This window comes from Kitasatospora sp. NPDC004531 (assembly GCF_053602195.1).
Window position 1 is genome coordinate 44131 of the sequence record NZ_JBSGDD010000031.1, and the last position, 24925, is coordinate 69055.

Sequence of the window (24925 nt, forward strand, 5' to 3'; positions counted from 1 at the left end):
CCCAGGACGCTGTCCTTGCCCCCACGCTCTGAGCGTGTTCGAGGGTCGAGGTGCAAGTAGACCTGGGGGAGCAAGGCGGGGTATGCGGCTCCCTGTCTCGTTGATCGGATAGGCGCATGCAGTAGGTCCAGAAGAGGAGCCTTTCGGGGGTGATCGCCTCAGGTTGCTCAGGGTCGTAGTGCAGCCAAGCCCGGAGCCGCCCGTGCAGGGATTTGCCGACGGTCTCGTCTGCTGTGTCCTCCGGGAAGGACATATGTGTGCGCCACCAGTCGATCAGGCCACCCCAGGTGAGGCCGGATGCCGGCAACGGACGGTCGTACTGGAGGCAGAACTCGCCGTTCTTGACGGCGAGGACGTCGTTGTTGATGGCGTCGCCGAGAATGAACTCCGGCTTGGGCCCGTTGGAGGCGAAGAACAGGTTCGTCATGGTGTCTGGAACGCCAGCGCCGATGGGGCGGGGCGTGCAGACGGGTGCGCCGCTGATGCTGTTGGTCTCGGGGAGTTCGTATCTGTTGTGGACCAGCGCTGCGTTGATGAGTGTCTGGAGTTGCTCGACCTCTTTGGTGTCGCGCCGCCAACGTCAAGGACGTCACTCGGACCCTCGCCCTGGTCGACGGCATCCCACCGGTCGTCGGCCGGGTCGGCCACCCCGCCCAAACGCCCGCGCGACCCGGCGCTGCTGGCGGACGAGCTGGAGCTGGTCGCCCGGCTCTGCCGCTGAGCGTCGCGCTACTTGTACATCGCCTTGACCGCGGCGATGTCGCCGACGGAGAGCACCGTGGTCTCGCCCAGGACGAGTCCGGCGGGGAGCTTCTTCTTCGGCGTGATGGTGTTCTTGCCGTTCTTGGAGTACGACTTCATCCCGTAGTGCATGATCGACGCGTAGTCGTAGGCCGTGCCGAAGGTGTTCTCGCCCTTCTGGATCTGGAAGTTGTGCTTGTCGGCGGGGTCGATGTTCTCGAACACCACCGTGACGTACTGGTCTCGGTCGAGGCGCTCCTGCTCGTGGTAGAGGCCCACCGCGTGCCCGATCTCGTGGATCAGTTCGACGGCGTCGCAAGCGTCGGAGTCCTGGATGTTGACGACCTGCCGCCCGCGGAAGCGCCCGACCTCGGAGTTGCAGCCGCCGTCCACGCCGGGCTGGAACTCCACGTAGTCCGGGTAGGTCTTGGCGTTCGCGGTGGTCCGGGTGACGAACTTCATCGGGGTGTTCTGCTGCCAGTGGGCGATGACGACCTGGCCGGCGAGGGGCTCCTCGAAGTCCGCGCCGCCGTCGCTCTTCAGGATGTCGACGGTCAGGGAGGCCGTGCCCTCCGGTGCGTCCGGGTCGGGCTCGTCAGCTCCGGCGGACGGGCTCAGCGGACCGGCGCCAGCGGGCACCAGCAGGGCGGAGGCGGCGATGTGGGCGAAGGACCGGCGAACGGCCACGGCTTGTCGGTGCCCCTCGTTCTCGGGCGGCGGGCGCCGGGCGCGGCAGGTCCGGCGTCCTCGCCCGAGACCGCGCCAATGATCAGTCGTGCACCTCCTGAGAGTGTCGGGAGGTTGTGGCGTGCTCCGACGCGGGGCCGACCGGGCGCAGCTCAATCTGTCTCATTAGTTGATTACATAAGGTGAAGTTTACCAATCGACTTGTCTTAAAACGGGAGTATCTATCGCAAAATGCCCTACCTTATCTGATCATTCGATCACTTGATATGAAACCCTTGACTCTGATCATCTGCGCGATCACCATGTGCGGATGCTCAGCTCCCTACGGCCCTCCGGCCCGACGCGCCGCCGTGTCCTGGCCCTCGCTGGGGCCCTCGCGGCCTCCGCCTCCGCCTCCGCGTGCTCACTGACCGACTCGTCCTCGGGCGGGGACGGCTCGCCCACCGGCACCATCACCTTCTGGGGCTGGGCAAAAGGCACCCGGGAGGCGGTCGACGCGTTCAACGCCGCGAACTCCGACCTGCGGGTCGAGTTCCAGGAGATCCCGTCCGGCGTCGCGGGCGGCTACGCCAAGATCTCCGAGGCGCTGAAGGCGGGCACCGGCCCGGACCTGTTCAACGTCGAGTACCTGCAACTGCTCGACTACGTGACCCGTGGTCAGGTCAAGGAAATCACCAAGTCGCTGCCTGCCGGTGCCCAGGACCGCTACCTGCCGCAGGCGATGGAACTGACCACCTACCGCCGCGCTGTCTGGGCGCTCCCACTGGACGTCGCGCCCCAGCTCTTCTTCTACCGCAAGGACGTGTTCGCCCGCGCGGGCGTGAGCGTGCCGAGAACCTGGGACGAGTTCCGCACGGCGGCGCAGCGGATCCGCCAGGTGGAACCGAACGCCAGGATCGCCACCTTCTTCCCGGACGATCCGGCCACGTTCGCGGCGATCGCCTGGCAGGGCGGAGCGCACTGGTTCACCGGCTTCGGCGATACCTGGAGCATCAATGTGGCCGATCCGCCGAGCCGCCTGGTGGCCGCCTACTGGGAGCGGTTGATCCGCGACGACCTGGTACGGGTCATGCCCTCGTTCAGCCCGGAGTGGACGGCCTCCTTGAAGAAGGGCGAGACGCTGGGCTATCTCGGCGCGTCCTGGGGTGGTGGCGTGCTGGGCTCGACCGTTCCGGACGGCGCCGGCAAGTGGGCCGCCGCACCGATGCCGACCTGGGGGGACCAGCCCGCCAGCGGAATGCTCGGCGGCTCGACCTTCGCGGTGGCCAAGAGCAGCCGCAAAACCGCCGCCGCCGTGCGGTTCGCCCTGTGGGCCACCACGACCGCCGAAGGCATCCAGGCCCGGATCGACGCCGGCACCTCCTCGATGCTCCCGGCCGCCCCGAACCTGGTCCCGGTCGCCAAACAGGCCTTCAAGTCTCCCTTCTTCCAGGGTCAGGACCTGTACGCGCTGTCCGCGAAGTCGGCCGAGGCGATCCAGCCCGGTTGGCAGTGGGGCCCGGCCACCATGCGCACCCATGACTCGCTGAAGTCGTCGTTCGCGTCGATTCGCCCCGGCAACGCCTCGATCGAGTCGGCGTTGGAGGTCGCCGAGCAGTTCTCCGTTGCCGCGCTTCGGAAAGAGGGCTTCAACGTGATGGGCTGACACCCCGTTGCCGCACCCGCCCTGCGGGGCTGCCGGTCAGGACCGGCCCGCTGGGCGAGTGCGGCCGGTCAGGACGGGCGCTGGGCGAGTGCGGCTGTCCGCTCGCCGGCCGGGCAGTGGTGGACGAGTTCCGCCGACCAGTCGTCGAGGGACACGGCGACGACGCAGTCGGCGAACCGGTCCGGCTTCACGGAGGATGTCACGCCCAGCCAGAGTTCGCCGCCGTGCAGGGCGACGCCCGTGATCCTTGGCCGTTCGGAGGGCCCGCCGGTGGTGGCGGCGAGCCGCCGGGTGAGGTCGGTGCTCGACCAGCGCCGGCGTTCGTCGTCCACCGAGTGGAACCGGTTGCCGTCGCCGAGCAGCAGGACCTGACCGTCCCTCACCAGCTCCTGCTGAAACACCCCGTCGCCTCGGCGGAAGCGGCTCGTGGACCACAGCTTCGGTCCGTGGCTGTACGCGTGCAGATCACGGTCCGTCCAGAAGTAGCCGGATTCCTCCACCGCCACGACGAACCCCCGGGCTGCCACCGCCAACCTGAACTCCTCGGGCACGGCTGGCCCGAACAGTCGGCGACGCAGCCTGCCGTCCTTCGGAGGCCCGTCCAGGGTGATCCACCGACCCGAGTCCAGCTCCACCTCGGCGAGCAGTCCCACCCGGTCGGGGCCGTGCCGGTGGGCAGTGCCGGCCAGCAGGAGCCGGCCGGGGACGGTGCCCCGGTCGATCCAATTGACGGTGCCGGACTCCAGGGTGGTGAGCACCTGCCACTTCTCGTCCGGCTCGTCGAAGACCAGGACCTGCGCGCCCGGCGCTCCGATCGTCCCGGTCTCCCGCCTCGCCGTGAGCGGCCCACCCGGCAGGGCGTGCAGCCTGTTCTTGGTGCCGGGTGGCCCGGGCAGCTCCCGGACGGCACTGCCGTTCGGAGCCATCCGGGCCACCGCTGGGGCGACCGAGGACGAGGAGGACTGGCGAAGTACGGTCAGCGCCCCGCCCGGGCCGGCCACCAGGTGGATCCAGGTGACCGCATCGCCGGCGGCCAACCATGGCAGGGGTATGCGTTCCGGCAGCGTCCGGCCCCGGTCGATCGCGCCGACGGAGGCGGTGTGCCCATCGGTGAACACGACGGGCAGTGCCTGGTCCCACATGCATGTCTCCGGTTCCGGCCGAATCGCCGTCAGAACAGTTTCCCGATGAAGCTGCCCACTCTGCGGCCGAGCCACCTCCCGGGATGGCCCCGCCTCCTTGGCAACACCGGCATCCTGCGGCTGGGCGCCCACTTCCCCCGGCCGATCCTCGGCGTGGTCCCATGACCGGCGGACGCTTCCGTCCGCAGGCCGAGCCCGGCACCGGGATGGCACCCGCTGCGGCCCGACTGCCCTGCGGCTACGCCTTGTTCAGGTGGGCGAGCGCGGTGATGAGACGTTCGGCGATGTCCGTCGGCCACGGGAAGGCGACGGTCACCAGCCGTTGGTGGGCGAGCCCGTGCAGGCCGAGCCACAGGGCAACGGCGTCGGCGGCCGGGTCGCTGCTGGTGGCGCAGCCCGCGCGGACGCAGCCATCGAGAGCGTCGGCGAGCAGTGTCAGGCTCTCCCCGCCCAGCGATGAGACGTCGCCTTCGGTCACCGAGCTGCTGTCCAGGTTGGGCATCCAGGCCCCGCCGAACATCGTGCGGTAGCGGCCGGGGTGCCGGTCCGCGAAGTCCAGGTAGGCGTGGCAGAGGGCGAGCAGCCGTTCTCGGGCGTCACTGCCCGCGGCGTCCCGGGCGTTGCGCAACTCGGCCTCCAGCATGGCGAAAGCCTGCTGGACCACGGCCAGCATGATGCTCGGCTGGTCGGGAAAGTGGCGGTAGATCGAGGGGGCGGCCACTCCTGCTCGGCGGGCGATGGCTCGCAGGGTGACGCTGCTTTCGTCGCCGCTCTCGTCGAGGAGCTCCGTCGCCGCGGCCATGACGTCGTCGCGCAGGCGGCCGCCCTCCCCGCGGGGGTTACGAGTGCGGGCGGGCCTCGGCGAGGCGGGTGTGGGCATGTCTGCTCCCTTGTCGTCGTCTTACGTCGAAAAACTTACAGCCGTTCACCTTGCGCACCCAAAGGTAACGCTTGTAAGTTTACGCATGTCAGGGAAGTTCCGGACCGGGAGCCCATCGTGCTTGTCAGCCCCTTCACCACCACCACTGCCACCGAGATCTCCCTGCCCGGGAAGGTCGAACCGAGCGGCCTCGAAGTCCGTGTCCGGGAACTTCCCGCCCCGGCCGAGGGACAGGTCGTCCTGCGGATGGACGCGACGGGCGTGTCCTTCGCGGAGCAGCAGATGCGCCGCGGCAAGTACTACGACCAGCCCCCCTTTCCCTTCGTCCCCGGATATGACGTGGTCGGCACGGTCACCGCCACCGGCCCGCAGGTCGACGCCGCCATGGTCGGCCGCCGTTTCGCCGCGGTCACCAAGGTCGGAGGCTGGGCCAGTCATCTCCTGGTCGACGCCGCGGACCTCGTTCCGGTCCCGGACGAGGTGGACGCCGTCTCCGCCGAGACCGTGGTGGTCAACGGGATCACTGCCTGGCAGATGCTGCACCGGACCGCCAAGGTGCGCAGCGGGGCGACGATCGTGGTCCTGGGCGCCAACGGCGGCGTCGGTTCCACCCTCGTACAACTCGCCCGGCACGCGGGCATCGACGTGATCGGGACGGCGTCGGCCCGTCACCACCAGCACCTGCGCGATCTGGGCGCCGCCCCGGTCGACTACCGCGACCCGGGCATGTACCAGCGCATCCGGGAGATCGCGCCCGACGGCGTCGACGCGGTGTTCGACCACGTCGGCGGGCCCGGCCTGAAAGAGTCGTGGGCGCTGCTCCGCCGGGGCGGGACCCTGGTGTCCTACGGCACGGCGGCCACGAAGAACGAGGACGGCAACTCCCGACTGCCCGTGTTGCAGTCGGTCGCCCAGCTGGCCCTGTGGAACTACCTGCCCAACGGAAAGAACGCGCACTTCTACAACTTCTGGGCGGGCAAGCGACACCTCGAAGCCTTCCGCAGCCGGCTGCGCGAGGACCTCACCCAGGTACTGCAACTGCTGGCCGACGGGGCTCTCACCCCGCAGATCGCCGCCCGGTTCCCGCTGACCGAGGCAGGCGCGGCGCTGGCGCTGGCCGAATCCCGCACGGTCGCCGGCAAGGTCGTCATCGTCCCCGACCCGAACCGGTGACCGCCGGGCCCGCCGCCCCCCGGATCACGCGCCCCCCGCACCCTCGAACCCCTGTCACCACACCACCTGTTGAAAGGCACTGCCATGAACCTCGACCGGATCGTCGCCGCCTGGGCCGCCGCCTGGAGCGGCACCGACCCGACCGCCCTGGGCGCCCTGTTCACCTCGAACGCCAGCTACACCGACCAGGGCATCGGCGTCACCATGACCGGCCGCGAGCAGATCTCCGGCTGGAAGGCCCGCACCGACGCCGGGATCGAGAACGTGCAGGTCACCGTGCACCACGCCTGGCGCAGCGGCGACCACATCACCGTCGAGGGCGTCTACGCCGGCCACATCAAGGGCGCGCCCACCCCGTTCGCCGTCCCGCTGGCCACCCTGCTCGACCTGGAGAACGGCGAGATCGCCCGGGATCAGGACTTCTACAGCCTGAACGCCGTCTTCGCCCAGTCCGGCCTGCCCGCCGACTGGACCCCCAACGCCGGCTGACCACGCTGCCGCAGGCACAGCCCGATGCCTGTACTGCCGGCATCGATCCCTCGCAGAAACCCCCAACTCCCTTTGCCCCCCGTTGAGGACACCGTCATGAAGATCCGCATCACTTCCGTTCTGATCGCCGCGGCCGTCACCGCTGCCGGTGCCACGACCACCGCCGTCGCGGCCCAGCCCAGCGGGCACCACGAGCCCAAGATCGTTGCCGCCTGGGCCGCCGCCTGGAGCGGCACCGACCCGGCCGCCCTGGGTGCCCTGTTCACCTCGAACGCCAGCTACACCGACCAGGGCATCGGCGTCACCATGACCGGCCGCGAGCAGATCTCCGGCTGGAAGGCCCGCACCGACGCCGGGATCGAGAACGTGCGGATCACCGTGCACCACGCCTGGCGCAGCGGCGACCACATCACCGTCGAGGGCGTCTACGCCGGCCACATCAAGGGCGCGCCCAAGTCCTTCGCGGTGCCGGTGGCAACCCTGCTCGACACCAACGGCCGACAGATCACCTCCGACCAGGACTTCTACAGCCTGAGCGCGGTCCTCGCCCAGTCCGGCCTGCCCGCCGACTGGACCCCCGCCGGGTCCTGACCGCGGCGCCGCCCCGGGATCGACCCGCAACCAGCCGAACCGCGCCGATGCCCTGAGCCACGCACTCAGCGCATCGGCGCCACAGGTCGGAGGGTGTCCTACAGGTCGTAGTACAGCTCGAACTCGTGCGGGTGGGGGCGGAGGGCGATCGGGGCGAGTTCCTGGGTGCGCTTGTAGTCGATCCAGGTTTCGATCAGGTCGGTGGTGAAGACGCCGCCGGCCAGCAGGTATTCGTGGTCGGCTTCGAGGGCGTTCAGGACGGCGTCGAGGGAGGCCGGGACCTGGGGGACGGCGGCGTGCTCGTCGGGGGCGAGTTCGTAGAGGTCCTTGTCGACGGGCTCGGCGGGTTCGATCTTGTTCTTGATGCCGTCGAGGCCGGCCATCAGCATGGCGGAGAAGGCCAGGTAGGGGTTGGACGCCGGGTCGGGGGCGCGGAACTCGATGCGCTTGGCCTTGGCGTTGGAGCCGGTGATCGGGATCCGGATCGCGGCGGAGCGGTTGCGCTGCGAGTAGACCAGGTTGACGGGCGCCTCGAAGCCGGGGACGAGGCGGTGGTAGGAGTTCACCGACGGGTTGGTGAAGGCGAGCAGCGACGGCGCGTGCTTGAGGATGCCGCCGATGTAGTAGCGGGCGGTGTCGGACAGGCCCGCGTAGCCCTGCTCGTCGTAGAAGAGGGGGTTGCCGCCGGTCCACAGCGACTGGTGGACGTGCATGCCGGAGCCGTTGTCGCCGAAGATCGGCTTGGGCATGAAGGTGGCGGTCTTGCCGGCCCGCCAGGCGACGTTCTTGATGATGTATTTGAACAGCATCAGGTCGTCCGCGGCGTGCAGCAGCGTGTTGAACCGGTAGTTGATCTCGGCCTGCCCGGCGGTGCCGACCTCGTGGTGCTGGCGTTCCACGATCAGCCCGGCGCGGCCGAGTTCGAGGGACATCTCGGCGCGCAGGTCGGCGAAGTGGTCGACCGGCGGGACGGGGAAGTAGCCGCCCTTGTACTTGACCTTGTAGCCGCGCGCGTCGCCCTCGGCGGAGCCGGTGTTCCACGCGCCGGCCACCGAGTCGATGTGGTAGTAGGACGCATTGGCGCTGGTCTCGAAGCGCACCGAGTCGAAGACGTAGAACTCGGCCTCGGGCCCGAAGTACGCGGTGTCGGCGATGCCGGAGGAGGCGAGGTAGGCCTCGGCCTTGCGGGCCACGTTGCGCGGGTCGCGGCTGTAGGCCTCGCCGGTGATCGGGTCCTGGATGAAGAAGTTGATGTTGAGGTGCTTCTCGGTGCGGAACGGGTCCAGCCGGGCGGTCGCGAGGTCCGGGACGAGGGCCATGTCGGATTCGTGGATGGCCTGGAAACCGCGGATCGAGGAGCCGTCGAACATCAGCGTCTCGGTCGGGTCGAAGGTGTCGGCCGGGACCGCGAGGTGCTGCAACACGCCCGGCAGGTCGCAGAACCTGACGTCGACGAACTTGATGTCGTTGTCCGCGATGTACCGCTTGACCTCGTCGGCGTTGGTGAACATCCGTACTCCTCCTCGACGTGCGGTCCGAGCCTCCGTCAGGGGCGACGGGAGCCCCCGCGCAGGGGGCTCACGATAGGAATCGGCCGTTTCCCGATCGTGACTCGGCTGTTTCCCACATGTTAACCAGGCCACTCGGGCGGGCCGCAAAGCGGTACGGTCCCGGGCAAATCGCCGGTGTCACAGCGGCCGTCTACCCCGACAGGTCGAGACCATTCACGGCAGTCGGCGGAATCCGTTTCACCCCGACGGGATCCCGCTCCGGCGCGTCCCGCCCGCGGGCCCGCCACCGGACCGGCGGGTAAGCCCGGTTAGGGTGGGATCCGTGGACACCAGAGAAGCACTCGGATCGTGGATCGACGGCCCGAAGGCGGCCGCCGAGAAGATGGGCACCGACTTCGGCTACCGCGGCGAGCGCCTCGGTCTGCCGCGCACCGGCCCCGGCTCGATGGCCGGCCCCGGCCGCCGCATCGGTGCCCTGTTCGTCGACGGCTGGCTGGTCAGCCTGGTCGCGTACGGCCTGCTGGCCCGCGGCGACCAGGGCTCGGCCAACCTGTGGACGACCCCGCTGTTCTACGCCGTCACCGTGCTGTTCCTGGCCACCACCGGCACCACCGTCGGCAAGCGCCTGTTCGGCCTGCGGGTGGTCCGGCTGGACGGCCGCCGCGCCACCATCCCGCAGGTGCTGCTGCGCACCTTCCTGCTGTGCCTGGTCATCCCGGCCGCCGTCTGGGACCGCGACACCCGCGGCCTGCACGACAAGGCCGTCGGCACCGTCGAGGTCCGCATCTGAACCCGCAGGTCCGACCGGAGTCCGACAGGACCGTCTGACCGGAAGCCCGGGAACGTCGAACGGCCCCGCTCGCGGAGAGAGAATCTCGCGAGCGGGGCCGTGGTGTCCTACGGGGGAGTGTGCGCCCTAGCGCGCGCCGCCCTTGGGCATCCGGGCGCCCTTCGGCATCGGGCCCTTGGGGATCGGCGCCTTCGACAGCAGGTCGCCGAGCGCCCGCAGCCGGTCGTTGGTCTCGGTGACCTGGGCGGCGGTGATCGCCCGCGGCAGCCGCATCAGGTGGATCTGCAGCTTCTTGAGCGGGATCTCGCCCTCGCCGTTGCCGACCATGATGTCGTGCACCGGCACGTCGCCGACCACGCGGGACATCTTCTTCTTCTCGGACGCCAGCAGCGGACGCACCCGGTTCGGGTTGCCCTCGCCGATCAGCGCGATGCCGGCCCGGCCGACCGCACGGTAGACCGCGTCCTGGTTACGGGTGACCGCGACCGGGGTCTGGTTGGAGCTCCAGCCGCGGCGGATGTTGCCCAGCACCGCGGCGACCGCGCCCGGCTGGCCCTCCATCTGCCCGAACGCGGCCCGCTCGGCCCGCCGGCCGAACACGATCGCGACCGCCAGCACTGCCACCACGAAACCGAGAATGCCCAGGTAGACCGGGTGGTCCAGGGCGAAGCCGATGGCGAGGAACACGCCGAAGGTCAGCAGGCCGACGCCGGCGATGATCAGGCCGATCTTGGAGTCGACCTGCTTGGTCATGACATATGCCTGGCGGATCTGTGCGAGCCGCCCAGGAGTATCGGATTTTTGCCTCGCCATACCGCTCATGGTACGTGGCGGGGGTGGCGATCATCCAAGCGGTGCCGGTTCCGTGACCCTGGACTTTCCCCGATGACGCCCCGGACGCCACCGGGAGTTCAGGCGCTGCGCTCGGGCACCCGTACGGGCTGATCGCGTTCGCCCGCCAGCCGGCGGTTCTCGCACACCGCCGCCCACGCGTTGCGGCGCGCGCCGCGGATCAGCAACACCTGTTCGGCCCGCCGCAGGGCGGTCCTGAGTCCGGTACGCATCACGACACCAACTCCTCGACCCGGGTACCGTTCGAGCGTCCCGGACGCCCGTTACCGTACGGTGGCCCGACAGTCACGGCCACGTGAAACGTCGGCGGTTGGTCCGGACAGCTCCGCAGCGACACAGCGCACACAACGACACAGCGCACTCAGCGACACAGCGCGAAAGGGCGGACCCGACACCGGGCCCGCCCTCCGTCCGACACCGTCTACCGGCTCAGACCGCCGCCTGCTCGCGGCGCTCCAGCGCCTGCCGGTACAGCCGGCCGGCCCGGTACGAGGAACGCACCAGCGGGCCCGACATCACACCGGCGAAGCCCAGCTCCTCGGCCTCCTCCTGGAGCTCGACGAACTCCTGCGGCTTCACCCAGCGCTCCACCGGGTGGTGGCGCAGCGAAGGACGCAGGTACTGGGTGATGGTGATCAGCTCGCAGCCGGCGTCGACCAGGTCGGACAGCGCCTCGCTGACCTCCTCGCGGGTCTCGCCCATGCCCAGGATCAGGTTCGACTTGGTGACCAGCCCGGCCGCCCGGGCCTGGGTGATCACGTCGAGCGAGCGCTCGTAGCGGAACGCCGGACGGATCCGCTTGAAGATCCGCGGCACCGTCTCGACGTTGTGCGCCAGCACCTCGGGACGGGACGAGAACACCTCGGCGAGCTGCTCGGGCACCGCGTTGAAGTCCGGGATCAGCAGCTCCACACCGGTGCGGCCGCCCTCCCGGGCCGCCGTCATCGCGTGCACCTGGCGGACCGTCTCCGCGTACAGCCACGCGCCGCCGTCCGGCAGGTCGTCACGGGCGACGCCGGTGATGGTGGCGTAGTTCAGGTCCATCGTGACGATGGACTCGGCGACCCGGCGCGGCTCGTCCCGGTCGAACTCGGCGGGCTTGCCGGTGTCGATCTGGCAGAAGTCGCAGCGGCGCGTGCACTGGTCGCCGCCGATCAGGAAGGTCGCCTCGCGGTCCTCCCAGCACTCGAAGATGTTGGGGCAGCCCGCCTCCTGGCAGACCGTGTGCAGCCCCTCCTTCTTCACCAGGGAGTGCAGGGCGTTGTACTCCGGCCCCATCTTCGCCCTGGTCTTGATCCACTCGGGCTTCCGCTCGATGGGGGTCTCGCTGTTGCGGACCTCCAGGCGGAGAAGCTTCCTGCCGTCGGGTGCGACAGCGGACACGTGCGACTCCTAGAACTAGACGGGGTACCCCAAAGGGTACGCCGTTGCTTCGATGGCCTGCTCCCGGCCCCGGGCCTTCGTTCGGAAGGCAACACCAGGCGCGGCGGCGTGATTCCGATCAGACCGCGACGGCCGGCTCGGGCAGTTCGGCGAACACCTCGGCCAGCTTGCGCTCCACCGTGGCCACCGCCTCCGAGACCGGGAACGGCCGGGCCAGCTCACCGCTCAGCGACGCCACGCCGGCGTCCCGGATGCCGCACGGGACGATCTTGTCGAAGTACGTCATGTCCGGCTCGCAGTTCAGCGCGAACCCGTGCATCGTCACCCCGCGCGCCACCCGCACGCCGATCGCCGCGAGCTTGCGGTCGTCGCCGCGCTGGCCGGCGTTGGACGGCGCGTACTCCGGGCCCGCGAGCCGCGGGTCGATGCCCAGCGGCAGGCCCATCCGCAGCGTCAGCTTGCCGATCTCCACCACCTGCGACGGGTCCACCACCGCGCCGGGGATCTCCGCGCCCAGCTTCCACACGCCGCTGCGGCCCTCGACCCGGGTCGTCTCCACGCCGAACTCGGTGCACGCCCGGATCAGCGCCTCCTCCAGCCGGCGCACGTACGCCACCACGTCGATCGGGTCCGGCAGCTTCACGATCGGGTACCCGACCAGCTGGCCCGGGCCGTGCCAGGTGATCTCCCCGCCGCGGTTCACCTCCACCACCGGCGTCCCGTCCAGCGGCAGGTCCTCCGGGTTGGTGCGCTTGCCCATCGTGTACACGGGGTCGTGCTCCAGCAGCAGCACCGTGTCCGGGATCTCGTCCGCGACCCGCAGCGCGTGCAGCCGCTGCTGCTCCGCCCACGCCTCCTGGTAGGGGACGGTCCGCTCGCCTATCCCCATCCGCACGAACCGCACGTTCTCGCTCACCGCATGCTCCTTGCCGGCCGGCTCAGCCCAACCTCGCCACTGTACGCCCAGCGAGGCGCATGCCCCGGCGGTGCGCCTCCCGGCCTGCTCAGCCCGTTGCCAACAGCAGGAGCCTGAGCGCGAGTTGAAGCTCCAGCGCGCGCTCCGGCTGGTTCCAGTCGCGCCCCAGCAGCACCTCCACCCGGTCCAGCCGCTGCACCACCGTGTTCACGTGGACGTGCAGCAGGTCCTTCGCCCGGGTCAGGCTCCCGCCGCAGTCGAAGTACGCCCGCAGGGTGCGGACGAGCTCGGTGCCGCGCTTCGCGTCGTAGTCGAGGAGCGGCCCCAGCGTCGCCCGGACGAAGCCCTCGACGTCGTGGCCGTCGCCGAGCAGGACGCCGAGGAAGCCGAGGTCGGCCGCGCACGCGCCGTCGCCCTCGCGGCCGAGCACCCGCAGCGCGCGCACGCACCGCACGCCCTCCGCGTAGGCCGCGGCCAGCGCGACGGGCCCGCTGGCGGCGCGTCCGGTGCCGACCGTGACGGGCGCCCCGACCAGCCGGGCGAGGCGTTCGGCCGCCGTCGCGGCCACCGCGCCGTCGCCGGTGCCGTCGTGCGGGACGAGCAGCACCACGCCGTCGCCGAACTCCGCGCTGATGCCGCGCGAGCCGAACAGGTAGCGGGCCGCCGCGCCCGCCAGCCGCTCCCGCGCGGAGGGCTCGGCGGTGGCGGCGACCAGCACCAGGTGCGGCCGGCCGAGGTCGACGCCGAGGCGGCGGCCGCGCGCGGTGAGGCCGGCCGGGTCGCGGTCGGGGGCGGTGAGCAGGTCGGCGAGCAGCTCGCCGCGGACGCGGTTCTCGGTCTCGGCGACCGAGCGCCGCAGCAGCAGCAGCAGCGCCGTGACCACACTGGCCCGTTCGAACACCCGCCGGTCGGCGTCGTCCAGCTCGGGTCTGCCGTGCAGGACGAGCGAGCCCAGCAGTTCCTGGCCGGCCAGCACCGCGCACACCCAGTCCGCGCCGTGCCGGACGGCGTGGCCGCCGGTGCGGGAGGAGGCGACGGCGTCGGCCAGGCCGTCGGGGGCGCCGCCGGGGCCGGTGAGCGGGGCGCCCTCCGCGTCGTGGACGGAGGCCGCGCCGTCGAGCAGCGCCGCGACCTCCGCGGCGACGTCGCCGACCTCGGCGCCGCGCAGCACCAGGTCGGTGAGCCGGTCGTGGGCCTGCTCGGCGCGCTGGACGGAGCCCGCGTGGGCGCGGATGACAGCGTTGGCGGTGGCGAGTTCGGCCAGCGCGGCGCGGGTGTCGGCGAGCGACTTGGCGGTGTCCAGGGCGATCGCGGCGTGCGCGGCGAGGGTGCACAGCAGCGCGACCTCGTCGGGGGAGAACGCCCGCGGGGTGCGGTCGGCGGCGAACAGCACGCCGATCACGGCGCCGCCGAGCAGCAGCGGGACGCCGATGATGGCGACCAGTCCCTCGTCGAGCACGCCGGCGTCGATCTGGCCGGTGTGCCGGAAGCGTTCGTCGACCCGGTAGTCGTGGGTGGCGTAGGGGCGGGCGGTCTGCGCGACCAGGCCGCCGAGGCCGTCGCCGAGGCTCAGGCGCAGGGTCTGGAACAGCGGCGACACGGAGCCGTCGGTGACCCGCATGTAGGTGTCGCCGGCCTGCTCGTCGGGGAGGGTGAGGTACGCGGTGTCGGTGCCCAGCAGCATCCGGGCGCGGCGGACGATGGCCTGCAGCACGGCGTCCAGGTCGCGGGACGCGGCGAGGTCGCCGGCGGTGTCGAACAGGGCGGTCAACTCGGCTTCGCGGCGGCGGTGCTGGCGCATCGTCCGGTGGACCCGCAGGGCCTGCCAGGTGGCGTCGTCGATCTCGGTCAGGACCTGCGCGGGCGCGCCCTGCCGGCGGGCGTCGGCGAGGACTTCGGCGAAGTCCTCGGTGGCGGCACCGGTCGCCAGCAGGTCGAGGAGTCTGCGCAGCGCCGGCGCGGCGGTGGTGTGGCGGTCCATTCGGTCTTCCCTGTCACTCGTGCCCCCCGTTGCCCCGTCGCCCGCGGCCCGTCGCAGAAGCGGAAACGGGCCGGGGCCGCGCCGCCGGGCGGGTGCCCGGTGACGCGGCCCTGATTTTGTCGGAATCGCTCAGACCGTCGTAGCGGCCTTCACGGAGTCCCCCCGAGCGGGCTCCGCGTCGGTGAGGTCGCGGCCGCGGGTCTCCCGGCCGCACAGCACGGCGAGGACGGTGATCGCGGCGGCGATCGCCACGTACACGGCGATCGGGGTGGCGCTGTCGTAGTCCTTGAGCAGCGCGGTGGCGATCAGCGGGGCGGGGGCCCCGGCGGCGACGGAGGAGAACTGGGCGCCGATGGACGCCCCCGAGTAGCGGGTGCGGGTGGCGAACAGCTCGGAGAAGAACGCGGCCTGCGGGGCGTACATCATGCTGTGGAAGAACAGGCCGACGGTGACGGCGGTGACCAGCGAGGTGAAGTCCGCGGTGTCGACCATGCCGAAGAACACGAACGACCAGACGCCGACGCCGACCGCGCCCACCAGGTACACCGGCTTGCGGCCGACCCGGTCGGAGAGCGCCCCGAACAGCGGGATCAGCGCGAACTGGATCGCCGAGCCGATCAGGACGGCGTTCAGCGCGGTCTGCTTGGGCAGGTGGGCGTGGCCGACGGCGTACGCCAGCACGAAGGTGGTCATCACGTAGTACGAGATGTTCTCCGCCATACGGGCGCCCATCGCCACCAGCACGTCCCGCCAGTGGTCCCGCACCACCGCCACCAGCGGCGGCTTCTCCCGCTCCGCCCGCTGCTCGGCCGCCGCCAGCGCCGCCTTGAACAGCGGCGACTCGTCCACCGCCAGCCGGATCCACAGCCCGACCATCACCAGCACCGCCGACAGCAGGAACGGCACCCGCCAGCCCCAGGACAGGAACGCCGCGTCCGACTGGACGGCCGTCATCAGCGACAGCACACCGGCCGCCAGCAGGTTGCCCGCCGGCGCGCCGCCCTGCGGCCAGGACGCCCAGAAGCCGCGCCGCCGGGAGTCGCCGTGCTCGGAGACCAGCAGCACCGCCCCGCCCCACTCGCCGCCCAGCGCGAAGCCCTGCACCAGCCGCAGCACCGTCAGCAGCACCGGCGCCGCCACGCCGACCTGGTCGTACGTCGGCAGGCAGCCGATCAGCGTGGTCGCGCCGCCCATCAGCAGCAGCGACAGCACCAGCAGCTTCTTGCGCCCGATCCGGTCGCCGAAGTGCCCGAACACCAGCGCGCCCAGCGGCCGGGCGGCGAACCCGATCGCGTAGGTCAGGAAGGACAGCAGGGTGCCGGTCAGCGGATCCGACTTCGGGAAGAACACGTGCCCGAAGACCAGCGCCGCGGCCGACCCGTACAGGAAGTAGTCGTACCACTCGATGGTGGTGCCGATCAGCGAGGCGGCGACCACCCTGGGCAGGGAGGCGGGTCTCGCGACGTCGGGAGAGGCAGCCATGAGGATTCCCTTGCAGAGGCGGGGGTGGGGGAGGGCGGGGCCCGGTCGGCCCCGCGGGGCTCAGTGCGCGGTCCAGCCGCCGTCCACCGGCAGGCTCGCGCCGGTGATGTAGGAGGCGCTCGGCGAGCACAGCCAGACCGCCAGCTGCGCCACCTCGTCCGGTTCGATCAGCCGCTTCACGGCGGTGCGGTCGAGCATGATCTGCTCCACCACCTCGTCCTCGTGGATGCCGTGGGCCAGCGCCTGCGCGGCGATCTGCTTCTCCACCAGCGCGGTGCGCACGTACGCCGGGTTCACGCAGTTGCTGGTCACCCCGTACGGGGCGCCCTCCAGCGCGACGGTCTTGCTCAGGCCCTCCAGCGCGTGCTTGGCCGTCACGTACGCCGACTTGAAGGCGCTGGCGCGCAGGCCGTGCACCGAGGAGATGTTCACCACCCGGCCCCACCCGCGCTCGTACATGTGCGGCAGGGTGCGGCGCAGGATGCGGAACGGGGCCTCCACCATGACCCGCTGGATCAGCGTGAACCGCTCCATCGGGAACTCGTGCACCGGCGCGACGTGCTGCAGGCCGGCGTTGTTGACCACGATGTCCGCGTCGGCGGGCAGCGCCTCCACCGCGTCCGGGTCGGACAGGTCGGCCACGTGCGCGACGCCGCCGATCCGCTCCGCCAGCTCCTCGGCGGGCGCGGCGGCCAGGTCGACGACGTACACGCGCGCGCCGGCCGCGGCGAACGCCTCCGCGCAGGCTCGGCCGATGCCGGAGGCGGCGCCCGTCACCAGGGCGGTGCGGCCGTGCAGCGAGGGCCGGGGGAGCGGGTCAGAAGTGGTGTCCATGGCCGAGAACGGTAGGAATCCGCGGCTCCCGCAACGATGTGGGCGGACACCACAGCATCGCCGCCCGGCATGGTGCCGCCCGCCATGAGCACGAAAGGCGGGCAGTGGCCCCCGAACTCAAACACGTGACCCCCGGGCTTCCTCAGAACGGGCGGGCCTGGTTCACCCGTTCGGAGGACCGATCGGCGGAAACCACCCATAGCGTCCCAATGCTCGCTACATTCGCGCCGATTCCCGATCAGGGGGCGCTGTCCCGGGCAGGAGGGGCCGGAGCGGCGCCTGAGAGGTGTGGACTGCTATGCCCCAACGGCCCGTCATCGACAGCTCGGCGTACCGACCGCTCGACCCGCTCGACCCGCGCCAAACCGGAGCGGCCGAGACCCCTCCGCGCGCCGCCGAGCCGGCCGGCACCCCGTCCGCCGGGCGCGCCCAGAACCCCCAACTCGCGGCACTCATCGAGGAGTCCGGCTTCTCGCACGCCGGCCTCGCCCGCCGGGTCGACCAACTCGGCCTGGAGCACGGCCTCGACCTGAGGTACGACAAGACCTCGGTGACCCGCTGGCTGCGCGGCCAACAACCGCGCGGCGCCACCCCGGCGCTGATCGCGGAGGTCTTCACCCGCCGCCTCGGCCGCCGCCTCACCGCCCAGGACGTCGGCCTCGACGCCTGCGCCCCGGTCTACGCCGGGCTGGAGTTCGCCGAGACCCCGCAGGAGGCCGTCGACATCGTCGCCTCCATGTGGCGCAAGGACAACGGCCCCTACGCGGAACTGCGCAAGATCGCCTTCACCCCCGCCGGACTGGTCGTCCCCAGCCGCGACTGGCTGATCGGCCGCACCGACGAACGCGTCGCCCGGGACGGCACCACCCTCACCGCCGAGGAACTGCGCACGCCCCCGCAGGGCGCCGCCGCCCGGGTCCCCCAGCAGGCCCCCCGCCGCCCGGCCGGCGGCGCGCCCGAACCCGCCGCCGACCCCCGCGAGGCCCGGCCCCCGGTCCGGGTCGGCCGCGGCGACATCGCCGCGATCCGCGCCGTCGGAGACCTCTTCCGGGCCCTCGACCACGCCTACGGCGGCGGCCACGCCCGGCAGGCGCTGGTCCGCTACCTGGAGAGCGAGGCCGAACCCATGCTCCGCGGCCGCTACGGCGAACAGATCGGCCGGGCCCTGTTCGGTGCCGTCGCCGACCTCACCAGGCTGGCCGGCTGGACGTCCTTCGACATCGCCGCGCACGGCCTCGCCCAGCGCTACTTCGTCCAGTCCCTGCGGCTGTCGCAGGCCGCCGGCGACCGCATCCTCGGCGGCTTCGTGCTCACCACCATGAGCCAGCAGGCCGTCCACCTCGGCCACGCCCGCGAGGCCATCCAACTCGCCCGGGTCGCCCAACAGGGCGTCGGCACCACCGCCGCCCCCGTCGTGCAGGCCCTGATGCACGCCGCCGAGGCCCGCGGCCACGCCCTCGCCGGCGACGTCCGCGCCTGCACCACCGCCCTGGTCCGCTGCGAACGGGCACTGGCCACCGCCCGCAGCGGCGACGACGTCCCGTCCTGGGCCCGCTACTTCGACGACGCGCAACTCGCCGACGAGTTCGCCCACTGCTACCGCGACCTCCAGCAGTGGCGGCCCGCCGCCCAGCACGCCGAGAAGTCGCTGCGGCTGCGCGCCCCCGCGTACGCGCGCAGCCGCATCCTGTGCCGCCTCGTCCTCGCCTCCGCGAGGCTCGGCATGGGCGACGTGGACGAGTCCTGCTCGATGGCCACCGACAGCCTCCGTGCCGCCGGCGAGATGCGCTCCGCCCGCACCGTCGAATACCTCCGCGACTTCCACCGCCGCCTCGCCCCCTACCGCACCACCCCGGCCGCCCGCGCCTTCGAGGAGGCCACCAGGCAGGCGGGGGTGATCTGACCCGGCGGCACGCGAACGGGCCGCCGTCCCGCGAGGTGCGCGGGAACGGCGGCCCGATTCGGCGGTCGACGGGTCAGGGCGCGGTCGGGTTGTACGTGTTGGAGCTCCAGATCGCCGCGCCGGCGGCGTTGTAGACGACGAAGTTGCAGTCGTTCTGCACCTTGGCGACGGCGCCGCCGTTGCCGTCCGTGTGGGACGAGTTGAGGACCGCCCCGTTGGCATCCTTGATCACCAGGTTGCCGTCGGACTGCATGGTGGCGGTGGCGCCGGGGTGGCCGTCGGTGCCGGTGCTCCAGATCGGCTTGCCGTCGAACAGGTAGTAGAGCACCAGGTTGCCGTCCGCCTGCATGGTCAGCCGGACCCGGCCGGAGGCCACCGACGCGCCCGGCTTGAGGGTGGTGCTGGCGGGCAGCAACACGTCGCCGGCGGAGCGCAGTGCGCCGGTGACGGTGGTGGGCAGCGGGCCGTTGGAGGCCTCCTCGAACAGCTGCCGGTCGACCGCGGAGGTCTGGGCCAGCCGCGGCGGGGCGGCGAAGCCGGTGGCGGTGCCGGTGTAGAACAGCGTGCAGCCGGTCGGGCAGGTGACGGACTTGTCCGTGCCGGCCGGGTCGCGGTAGGGGACGGGAGTGCTCGCGTCGGCGGGCGTCCCGGCCCAGAAGGCGGTGGCCCGGGCCTCGGCCGGGGTGAAGCGCCGGTAGGTGTAGCCCTCGCCCGGGTCCTCGACACCGTTGTCGTTGGCGTCCTTGAAGGCGGCGACGGTCGTCACGGTGCCGGCGGTGTTCCCGGCGACCGCGAACTGGGGGCGCTGCTGGAGGTCGCCGCTGCCCCACCGCTGGGGTGCGGCCAGCGTGTACGCCGTGCCGGTGCCCTGACCGGGGAACAGCCACACCGTGCCGTCGCGGTTGTCCTTGGCCAGCAGGTCGGGGAGGCCGTACGGCGCCCCGCGCGGTGCCGCTCCTGCCGCCTGGCCGGGGGAGAAGGGCTTTGTCGGCGGCACCGTCGACAGCGCGACCGGCTACACCCACCTGGGGGCGCGCGAGTACGACTTCAACGCCGGTTCGTATGACATCAAGTCCGGAGAGCCCGACGATACCAATGGGCGGTTTGCAACCATCGGGTGGGCGAAGCCCTTCTATTCCTATGGATCGATGAATACCAACATGGCATGGACCAGAGGGTCCATCAGTACGTCGTCCCAGATGGGCGAGTCGGCCACCACCTATCGGTCGGAATGACGAGGCTCTCGATGCGGATGGCGCTGAAGGTCGGTTGTCTGCTGGTTCTCGGTCTGACGGCGGCCGTCGCGTGCGGATCGCCCAAGGCCTCGGTCTCCGACTGGGGGCCGGTGAGCACTGATGTCGAACGGGCAGTCAAGTGCGGCAAGCTCCCTGAGGGGGTTGCGAGCGTGAAGTGGTCCGCAAGGACTATCGGAGCGAACTCGAGGATCCCGGGGCCGACGGGCCACCAGATGCACGGGATCGCCTGGCTCACCAAGCCGGGGACCGCCGCGGACACTATGAAATTCGGAAACTGGGATCCGGTGAAGGCACCGGCGGCCGGCTTCGAGAAGCTGGGTGTCACAGTGTCGTTGGACGGCTGGTTCCGCGCCCGGCCGTCGGAGGACGGTTCCGTCGTCAGCAGGGATCTGTTGTACTTCAACGCTTCCGAGAACGCGGTCTACTTCTCGGTCACGGACCCCACCTGCTGACCGGCTGTCACCAACTCTCCGCCCGTACCTGGGGTGCTCGCCCCAGGTACGGGCGGAGGTGTTTGCCGTGCAGGAGCTGGTGGTCAGTCGCAGTGCGCTGGGCCGAAATGTGAAGGTCCAGTTCGTGATGGCCGTCAGGTGGGGCAGGAAGTGCCTGCCCCATGGGGGCTGCGAGGCGCCGCCCCGGCGGCCTGGCCGGGTGAGCACGGCTTCGTCGGAAGATCCTGCCAGGTGCCGTTCAGCCACATGACCGACGAGAGCGGGAAGAAACTGGTGCCGCACGTCGGCGATGCGCGCCGGCGAGGTTTCCGACGCCAGTAGCCACCGTCGGCCGGCCCCGCCCGGGGCGGCCGACGGCCGTTCTCGTGGGCTACGCGGCCACCTCCGCCACGTCGGGCTCGACGCGCACGCCCAGGTCGCGCAGGACCGCGCTCGCGGCCCGCCGCCCCGAGGCGAGTGCGCCCTGGAGGGTGCCGGTGTCCCGGTGGTCGCCGCAGACGTAGAGCCCGGCGAGGAGCCGGACGGAGCGGCGGAAGTGGTGCGGCGGGGGCATCGAGACGACCGCGTCGGGCGCGTGGCGGACGGTGAGGAACTCCCACCCGGCGGTGGAGGTCCCGTACAGCTCGGACAGCCGGCGCCGGACCGCCGGCTCCTCGCCGGCCGGGCCGCCGGAGTCGAAGGCGCGCCGGCCGAGGACGGTGGTGGCGATCAGGGCGCGGCCGTCGGCGGCGTAGGACGGGTCGGCGTCGCTGAGGACGAGGGAGTGCGAGATGCCGGTGCGCTCGGCGTCCAGCAGCAGCGTCGGTTCGCCCAGCGGCGAGCGGTTGGCCGCGTGGTAGTAGGTGGTGACGGGGTGGAACCCGGGCTGCCGCAGGCCGGGCAGCAGGGTGGCGGCCCCGGCCGCGTCGGTGGCGACCACCACCGCGCGGGCCCGGATCCGGCCGTGCCCGGCGGTCTCCACGCCGTCCGTGCCGACCGAGCCGACGGTCACGCCCAACCGCACGGCGCCCTCCGGGAGTTCGGCGGCGAGCGAAGCGGCGAGGGCGCCGATCCCGGCGGCGGGGACGCACAGCCGGCCGCGCGCGTAGTCGCGCAGGACCAGGTCGGCGACCCGGCTGGAGGTGCCGAGCGCGGGGTCGCCGAGCAGGGCGGCGAGCAGGGGGCGCAGGAAGCCGTCCACGGTGCGGCCGGGCAGGCCGCGGTCGGCCAGCGCCCGGGCGGCGGTGGTCTCCGGGCGGGCCAGCAGCTTGGGCGTCGGGGTGGCGGCCAGCCGGGACAGCGTGGCGGCGAGCCGGGCCCGGTCCAGCGGGGTGCCGAGCGGGCTGCGGGTCGCGGCCTGCCGGGCGGGGGTGGCCTGCGGGTCGCCGACCCGGTAGGTGCGGCCGCTGCTGTGCACCAGGACGCCGGGGGCGAGCGGGCGCAGGTCCAGCCGCTCCGGGTCGAGGTGGCGGGGGAGTTCGGGGCAGGCGGTGTTCAGCAGGTGGCCGCCGAGGTCGAGGCGGAAGCCGTCGAGTTCCCGGGTGGCCGTGCGGCCGCCGACGCGCTCGGTGGCCTCCAGGACCTGGACGCGCAGGCCCCGGGCGGTGAGTGCGGCGGCAGCGGCCAGCCCGGCGACGCCGGCGCCGACCACGATCGCGTCGGGATCGGTGGCGTGGACACGGCTGATGAAGTCATGTGCGGGCACGAGTGGGTGCTCCCTCCCTGGCGGAGCCCTCCGCTGCCGCCGCGCGCGGCAGGGCCCGCGAGCGAGCGGGCGGGTGCCGGGGCGGGCAGCGGGGGGCGAGGACAACATGGTCCGTCGTTGTGATGCCCCGTCATCCGGCTACCCAGACCGTCGGCCGTCACCCAATCGGTTCATCCCACCGGCGGCGGCGACACGGCGGGGCGGCTCCGTCACCCACCGTGCGTCAAACGTGGCGCGCGGAGCGGGAACGGGCGCGCACGGTCACCGTCCACGCCCCTTGCGCCGTCAGCATGCACCCGTGCGCCCCCTGAGGAACCGTCAGCGCGCAGGCCGCCCGAGCGCCGCCGCCACGATCGACGACAGCTCCGGGTCGCGGAACTCGAACCCCGCCTCCACCAGGGCTTTCGGTACCACCCGGTGGCTGCCGACCACCTCGACGGCCATCTCCCCGAGCACCGCCCGCAGCGCCCACTCCGGCACCGCGAACACCGCCGGACGCCCCAACTGACGGGACAGTTCGGCAGTCAGCTCGGCGTTGGTGACGGGGGCGGGGCCGGTCAGGTTGACGGGGCCGCTGAGCTCCTGGCAGTCGATCAGGAAGCGCAGCGCGGCCACCTCGTCGGCCAGCGAGATCAGGCTCCAGTACTGCTTGCCGTTGCCGAGCCGCCCGCCGAGCCCGAGCTTGAACAGCGGCAGCAGCCGGGCCCCCGCGCCGCCCTTCGGGTCGAGCACCAGCCCGGTGCGCGGGTGCACCACCCGGATCCCGGCGGCCGCGGCGGGCTGCGCGGCCTGCTCCCACTCCTGGCAGACGGTGGAGAGGAAGTCGCTGCCGCTGGGCGCGTGCTCGTCGATCAGCTGGTCGCCGGTCTGCCCGTACCAGCCGACCGCCGACGCGCTCACCAGTACCTTCGGCGGGGTCTTCAGCCGGGCCAGCGCGGCGGCCAGCGTCTCGGTGCCGAGCACCCGGCTGTCCCGGATCTCCCGCCGGTAGGCGTCCGACCAGCGCCGGTCGCCGACCCCCGCACCGGCCAGGTGCACCACCGCGTCCACGCCCTCCAGCGCCGCGCCGTCGATCTGCATCAGGAGCGGGTTCCAGCCCACCCCCACCGTCCCGTCCGGCTGCGGCCCGGTGCGCGAACGCCGCCGCACCAGGCGCAGCACCTCGTGCCCGTCCCCGACCAAGGAGTCCACCAGCGCGGACCCGATCAACCCCGTGGAACCTGTCACCGCGATACGCATACCGGCCATCCTCGCAGCCCTTACCGGCCCGCCCGGGCAGCCGGGCCGCCCGCCCGCGCACGGGGCCGACAATTCCCGGCGGGATCCGCGGCGGAGCGCCTAGCATGATCGCCATGCCATCGACCGATCCGATCATCCGACCTGCCACGGAGCAGGACGAACAGGCGATCCGCGCCCTCGACCACGCCACCTGGTCGACGCTGAGCGAGGTCGCCCCGAAGGGCGCCGCCGACGCGCCGGTCTTCGACGAACAGCACCGGCCCGAGCAGTTCCTGCTCGCCGAACTCGACGGCCTGATCGTCGGCTACATCCGCCAGTTGCAGGAGATCCCGCTGGCCTCCAGCGCCCACGTCCGCCAGATCCAGGGCCTGGCGGTGCTCCCGCAGGCCCGCGGCCGGGGCATCGGCGACGCCCTGATCACCGCCGCCTGCGACGCCGCCCGCGCCGTCGGCGCCCGCCGGATGACGCTGCGGGTGCTCGGCCACAACGCGCCCGCCCGCCGCCTGTACGAGCGCAACGGCTTCCAGGTGCTCGGCCTCCTGCCCGAGCACTTCCTGCTGGACGGCGCCTACGTGGACGACGTCTGGATGGGCCGCGCCCTGTACTGACCGCCCCGCCCGGGCCGGCCGCGGCCCCGCCCACCCGGCGGGGCCGTCAGTCCCCGTACAGCTCCCACAGCCGCGGGTAGCGGGCCGCCATCGCCGCCTTGTCCGCGAAGTCGAACGGGACGCCCTGCGGCACCGGCGGCTGACGCACCCCCAGGTCCGGCAGCGGCAGCCCGGTCAGCCGCTCGTACGCCTCGTCGGCGGCGTACCCGAGCTCCTCCGCGTCGCCGTCCTCCTCGTCGTCGAAGTCGGGCAGCAGCTCCGCGAGCCGGTCCGGATCGTGCACCCCGCCCTCGAACACCTCCCGGCCCTGGGCGATCAGCCAGCACCGGAAGTAGTCGAAGCCGTCCTCGGATGCCCCGCCGAGCAACAGGTACGCGGCGCCCCACAGCTCCACCGTGTACGCCCGCTGGAACCGCGCCTCGAACTGCCGGGCGAAGTCCAGCACATCGTCCGGCGGCAGCCCCATCAGCCGCTCCACCAGGGCCTGTGCCTGCTCGTCCGGATCACCCCCGGCCGCGCCGCGGGAGTCGTCGATCAGCTGCCAGAATGCCGTCTCGTCCATCACCGCTCCAGCATCCACAATCCGCACCGCGACCGCACCCGATCGCACCGCTGACGGCACAGCCCGACAAGTGCCCGGACACGCGCAGGCCCCGCACCACGGACTGCTCCCGTGACCGCCACCG

At 72.0% G+C, this 24925-nt stretch carries 23 protein-coding genes and 1 pseudogene; 8 read left to right on the plus strand and 16 right to left on the minus strand.

Annotated features, from left to right (window positions below):
• Window positions 1-373: 373 nt before the first annotated feature.
• Window positions 374-562, minus strand: a pseudogene (locus ACWEMJ_RS15550) (AbiJ-related protein); the annotation flags it as partial.
• Window positions 563-729: 167 nt separating this feature from the next.
• Window positions 730-1428 (minus strand): M12 family metallopeptidase, encoded by a 699-nt coding sequence (locus ACWEMJ_RS15555; RefSeq protein ID WP_452137560.1) that lies wholly within the window; start codon window positions 1426-1428, stop codon window positions 730-732.
• A 310-nt stretch (window positions 1429-1738) separates the two neighbouring features.
• Between ACWEMJ_RS15555 and ACWEMJ_RS15560 the strand changes: the two genes are divergently transcribed.
• Entirely contained in the window at window positions 1739-3073 is a 1335-nt protein-coding gene (locus tag ACWEMJ_RS15560; protein WP_452137561.1) for an ABC transporter substrate-binding protein, read from the plus strand.
• Window positions 3074-3141: 68 nt separating this feature from the next.
• Here the strand turns inward: ACWEMJ_RS15560 and ACWEMJ_RS15565 are convergent, their stop codons facing one another.
• Both ACWEMJ_RS15565 and ACWEMJ_RS15570 read right to left on the minus strand, forming a co-directional pair.
• The gene (locus ACWEMJ_RS15565) at window positions 3142-4215 is read right to left on the minus strand and encodes a hypothetical protein (RefSeq protein ID WP_452137562.1); all 1074 of its coding nucleotides are present in this window, start codon (window positions 4213-4215) and stop codon (window positions 3142-3144) included.
• A gap of 238 nt (window positions 4216-4453) precedes the next feature.
• Window positions 4454-5095, minus strand: a complete 642-nt coding sequence (locus tag ACWEMJ_RS15570) for a TetR/AcrR family transcriptional regulator (RefSeq protein WP_452137563.1) — start codon at window positions 5093-5095, stop codon at window positions 4454-4456.
• Between the two features lie 117 nt (window positions 5096-5212).
• On the opposite strand from ACWEMJ_RS15570, the gene ACWEMJ_RS15575 reads away from it, so the two are divergent.
• The 3 genes from ACWEMJ_RS15575 to ACWEMJ_RS15585 all read left to right on the plus strand — a co-directional run bounded on the left by ACWEMJ_RS15575 (window position 5213) and on the right by ACWEMJ_RS15585 (window position 7348).
• Window positions 5213-6268 carry a medium chain dehydrogenase/reductase family protein gene (locus tag ACWEMJ_RS15575; RefSeq protein ID WP_452137564.1) on the plus strand — a complete coding sequence of 352 codons (1056 nt, stop codon included), beginning with the start codon at window positions 5213-5215 and terminating at the stop codon, window positions 6266-6268.
• Between the two features lie 84 nt (window positions 6269-6352).
• A complete protein-coding gene (locus ACWEMJ_RS15580; RefSeq protein ID WP_452137565.1) occupies window positions 6353-6757 on the plus strand; it encodes a nuclear transport factor 2 family protein in 405 nt (134 codons plus the stop codon).
• Window positions 6758-6853: 96 nt separating this feature from the next.
• Window positions 6854-7348 carry a nuclear transport factor 2 family protein gene (locus tag ACWEMJ_RS15585; RefSeq protein WP_452137566.1) on the plus strand — a complete coding sequence of 165 codons (495 nt, stop codon included), beginning with the start codon at window positions 6854-6856 and terminating at the stop codon, window positions 7346-7348.
• Window positions 7349-7446: 98 nt separating this feature from the next.
• On the opposite strand, the gene glnA is transcribed toward ACWEMJ_RS15585, so the two are convergent.
• On the minus strand, window positions 7447-8859 hold the full coding sequence (glnA, locus tag ACWEMJ_RS15590) for a type I glutamate--ammonia ligase (protein WP_452137567.1): 1413 nt from the start codon (window positions 8857-8859) through the stop codon (window positions 7447-7449).
• A 322-nt stretch (window positions 8860-9181) separates the two neighbouring features.
• Between glnA and ACWEMJ_RS15595 the strand changes: the two genes are divergently transcribed.
• Window positions 9182-9649, plus strand: a complete 468-nt coding sequence (locus tag ACWEMJ_RS15595; protein WP_452137568.1) for an RDD family protein — start codon at window positions 9182-9184, stop codon at window positions 9647-9649.
• A 126-nt stretch (window positions 9650-9775) separates the two neighbouring features.
• On the opposite strand, the gene ACWEMJ_RS15600 is transcribed toward ACWEMJ_RS15595, so the two are convergent.
• From ACWEMJ_RS15600 to ACWEMJ_RS15630, 7 genes are all read right to left on the minus strand, one after another.
• The gene (locus ACWEMJ_RS15600) at window positions 9776-10462 is read right to left on the minus strand and encodes a DUF4191 domain-containing protein (protein WP_452137569.1); all 687 of its coding nucleotides are present in this window, start codon (window positions 10460-10462) and stop codon (window positions 9776-9778) included.
• Window positions 10463-10560: 98 nt separating this feature from the next.
• Window positions 10561-10713, minus strand: a complete 153-nt coding sequence (locus tag ACWEMJ_RS15605) for a hypothetical protein (protein ID WP_452137570.1) — start codon at window positions 10711-10713, stop codon at window positions 10561-10563.
• Between the two features lie 217 nt (window positions 10714-10930).
• The gene (gene lipA / locus ACWEMJ_RS15610) at window positions 10931-11884 is read right to left on the minus strand and encodes a lipoyl synthase (protein WP_452137571.1); all 954 of its coding nucleotides are present in this window, start codon (window positions 11882-11884) and stop codon (window positions 10931-10933) included.
• 118 nt (window positions 11885-12002) lie between these two features.
• Window positions 12003-12773: a lipoyl(octanoyl) transferase LipB gene (gene lipB / locus ACWEMJ_RS15615; protein WP_452137582.1), complete on the minus strand. Its 771-nt coding sequence runs from the start codon at window positions 12771-12773 to the stop codon at window positions 12003-12005.
• A gap of 115 nt (window positions 12774-12888) precedes the next feature.
• Window positions 12889-14781, minus strand: a complete 1893-nt coding sequence (locus tag ACWEMJ_RS15620; protein ID WP_452137572.1) for a helix-turn-helix domain-containing protein — start codon at window positions 14779-14781, stop codon at window positions 12889-12891.
• Between the two features lie 129 nt (window positions 14782-14910).
• Window positions 14911-16263, minus strand: a complete 1353-nt coding sequence (locus ACWEMJ_RS15625; RefSeq protein WP_452137573.1) for an MFS transporter — start codon at window positions 16261-16263, stop codon at window positions 14911-14913.
• Window positions 16264-16323: 60 nt separating this feature from the next.
• Window positions 16324-17097: a 3-hydroxybutyrate dehydrogenase gene (locus ACWEMJ_RS15630; protein ID WP_452137574.1), complete on the minus strand. Its 774-nt coding sequence runs from the start codon at window positions 17095-17097 to the stop codon at window positions 16324-16326.
• Window positions 17098-17395: 298 nt separating this feature from the next.
• Here ACWEMJ_RS15630 and ACWEMJ_RS15635 point away from each other — a divergent pair, with 298 nt between their 5' ends.
• A complete protein-coding gene (locus ACWEMJ_RS15635) occupies window positions 17396-19000 on the plus strand; it encodes a regulator (protein WP_452137575.1) in 1605 nt (534 codons plus the stop codon).
• Window positions 19001-19073: 73 nt separating this feature from the next.
• Here ACWEMJ_RS15635 and ACWEMJ_RS15640 read toward each other — a convergent pair whose 3' ends face one another.
• Entirely contained in the window at window positions 19074-19997 is a 924-nt protein-coding gene (locus ACWEMJ_RS15640) for a hypothetical protein (RefSeq protein ID WP_452137576.1), read from the minus strand.
• 168 nt (window positions 19998-20165) lie between these two features.
• Here ACWEMJ_RS15640 and ACWEMJ_RS15645 point away from each other — a divergent pair, with 168 nt between their 5' ends.
• Entirely contained in the window at window positions 20166-20708 is a 543-nt protein-coding gene (locus ACWEMJ_RS15645; protein ID WP_452137577.1) for a hypothetical protein, read from the plus strand.
• A 370-nt stretch (window positions 20709-21078) separates the two neighbouring features.
• Here ACWEMJ_RS15645 and ACWEMJ_RS15650 read toward each other — a convergent pair whose 3' ends face one another.
• Both ACWEMJ_RS15650 and ACWEMJ_RS15655 read right to left on the minus strand, forming a co-directional pair.
• On the minus strand, window positions 21079-22392 hold the full coding sequence (locus ACWEMJ_RS15650) for an FAD-dependent oxidoreductase (RefSeq protein WP_452137578.1): 1314 nt from the start codon (window positions 22390-22392) through the stop codon (window positions 21079-21081).
• A gap of 318 nt (window positions 22393-22710) precedes the next feature.
• On the minus strand, window positions 22711-23640 hold the full coding sequence (locus ACWEMJ_RS15655; RefSeq protein WP_452137579.1) for a TIGR01777 family oxidoreductase: 930 nt from the start codon (window positions 23638-23640) through the stop codon (window positions 22711-22713).
• A 95-nt stretch (window positions 23641-23735) separates the two neighbouring features.
• On the opposite strand from ACWEMJ_RS15655, the gene ACWEMJ_RS15660 reads away from it, so the two are divergent.
• Complete coding sequence (locus ACWEMJ_RS15660) at window positions 23736-24239, plus strand: N-acetyltransferase family protein (protein WP_452137580.1); 504 nt, start codon at window positions 23736-23738, stop codon at window positions 24237-24239.
• 46 nt (window positions 24240-24285) lie between these two features.
• Here ACWEMJ_RS15660 and ACWEMJ_RS15665 read toward each other — a convergent pair whose 3' ends face one another.
• Entirely contained in the window at window positions 24286-24801 is a 516-nt protein-coding gene (locus tag ACWEMJ_RS15665) for a DUF4240 domain-containing protein (protein WP_452137581.1), read from the minus strand.
• Between the last annotated feature and the right edge of the window lie 124 nt (window positions 24802-24925).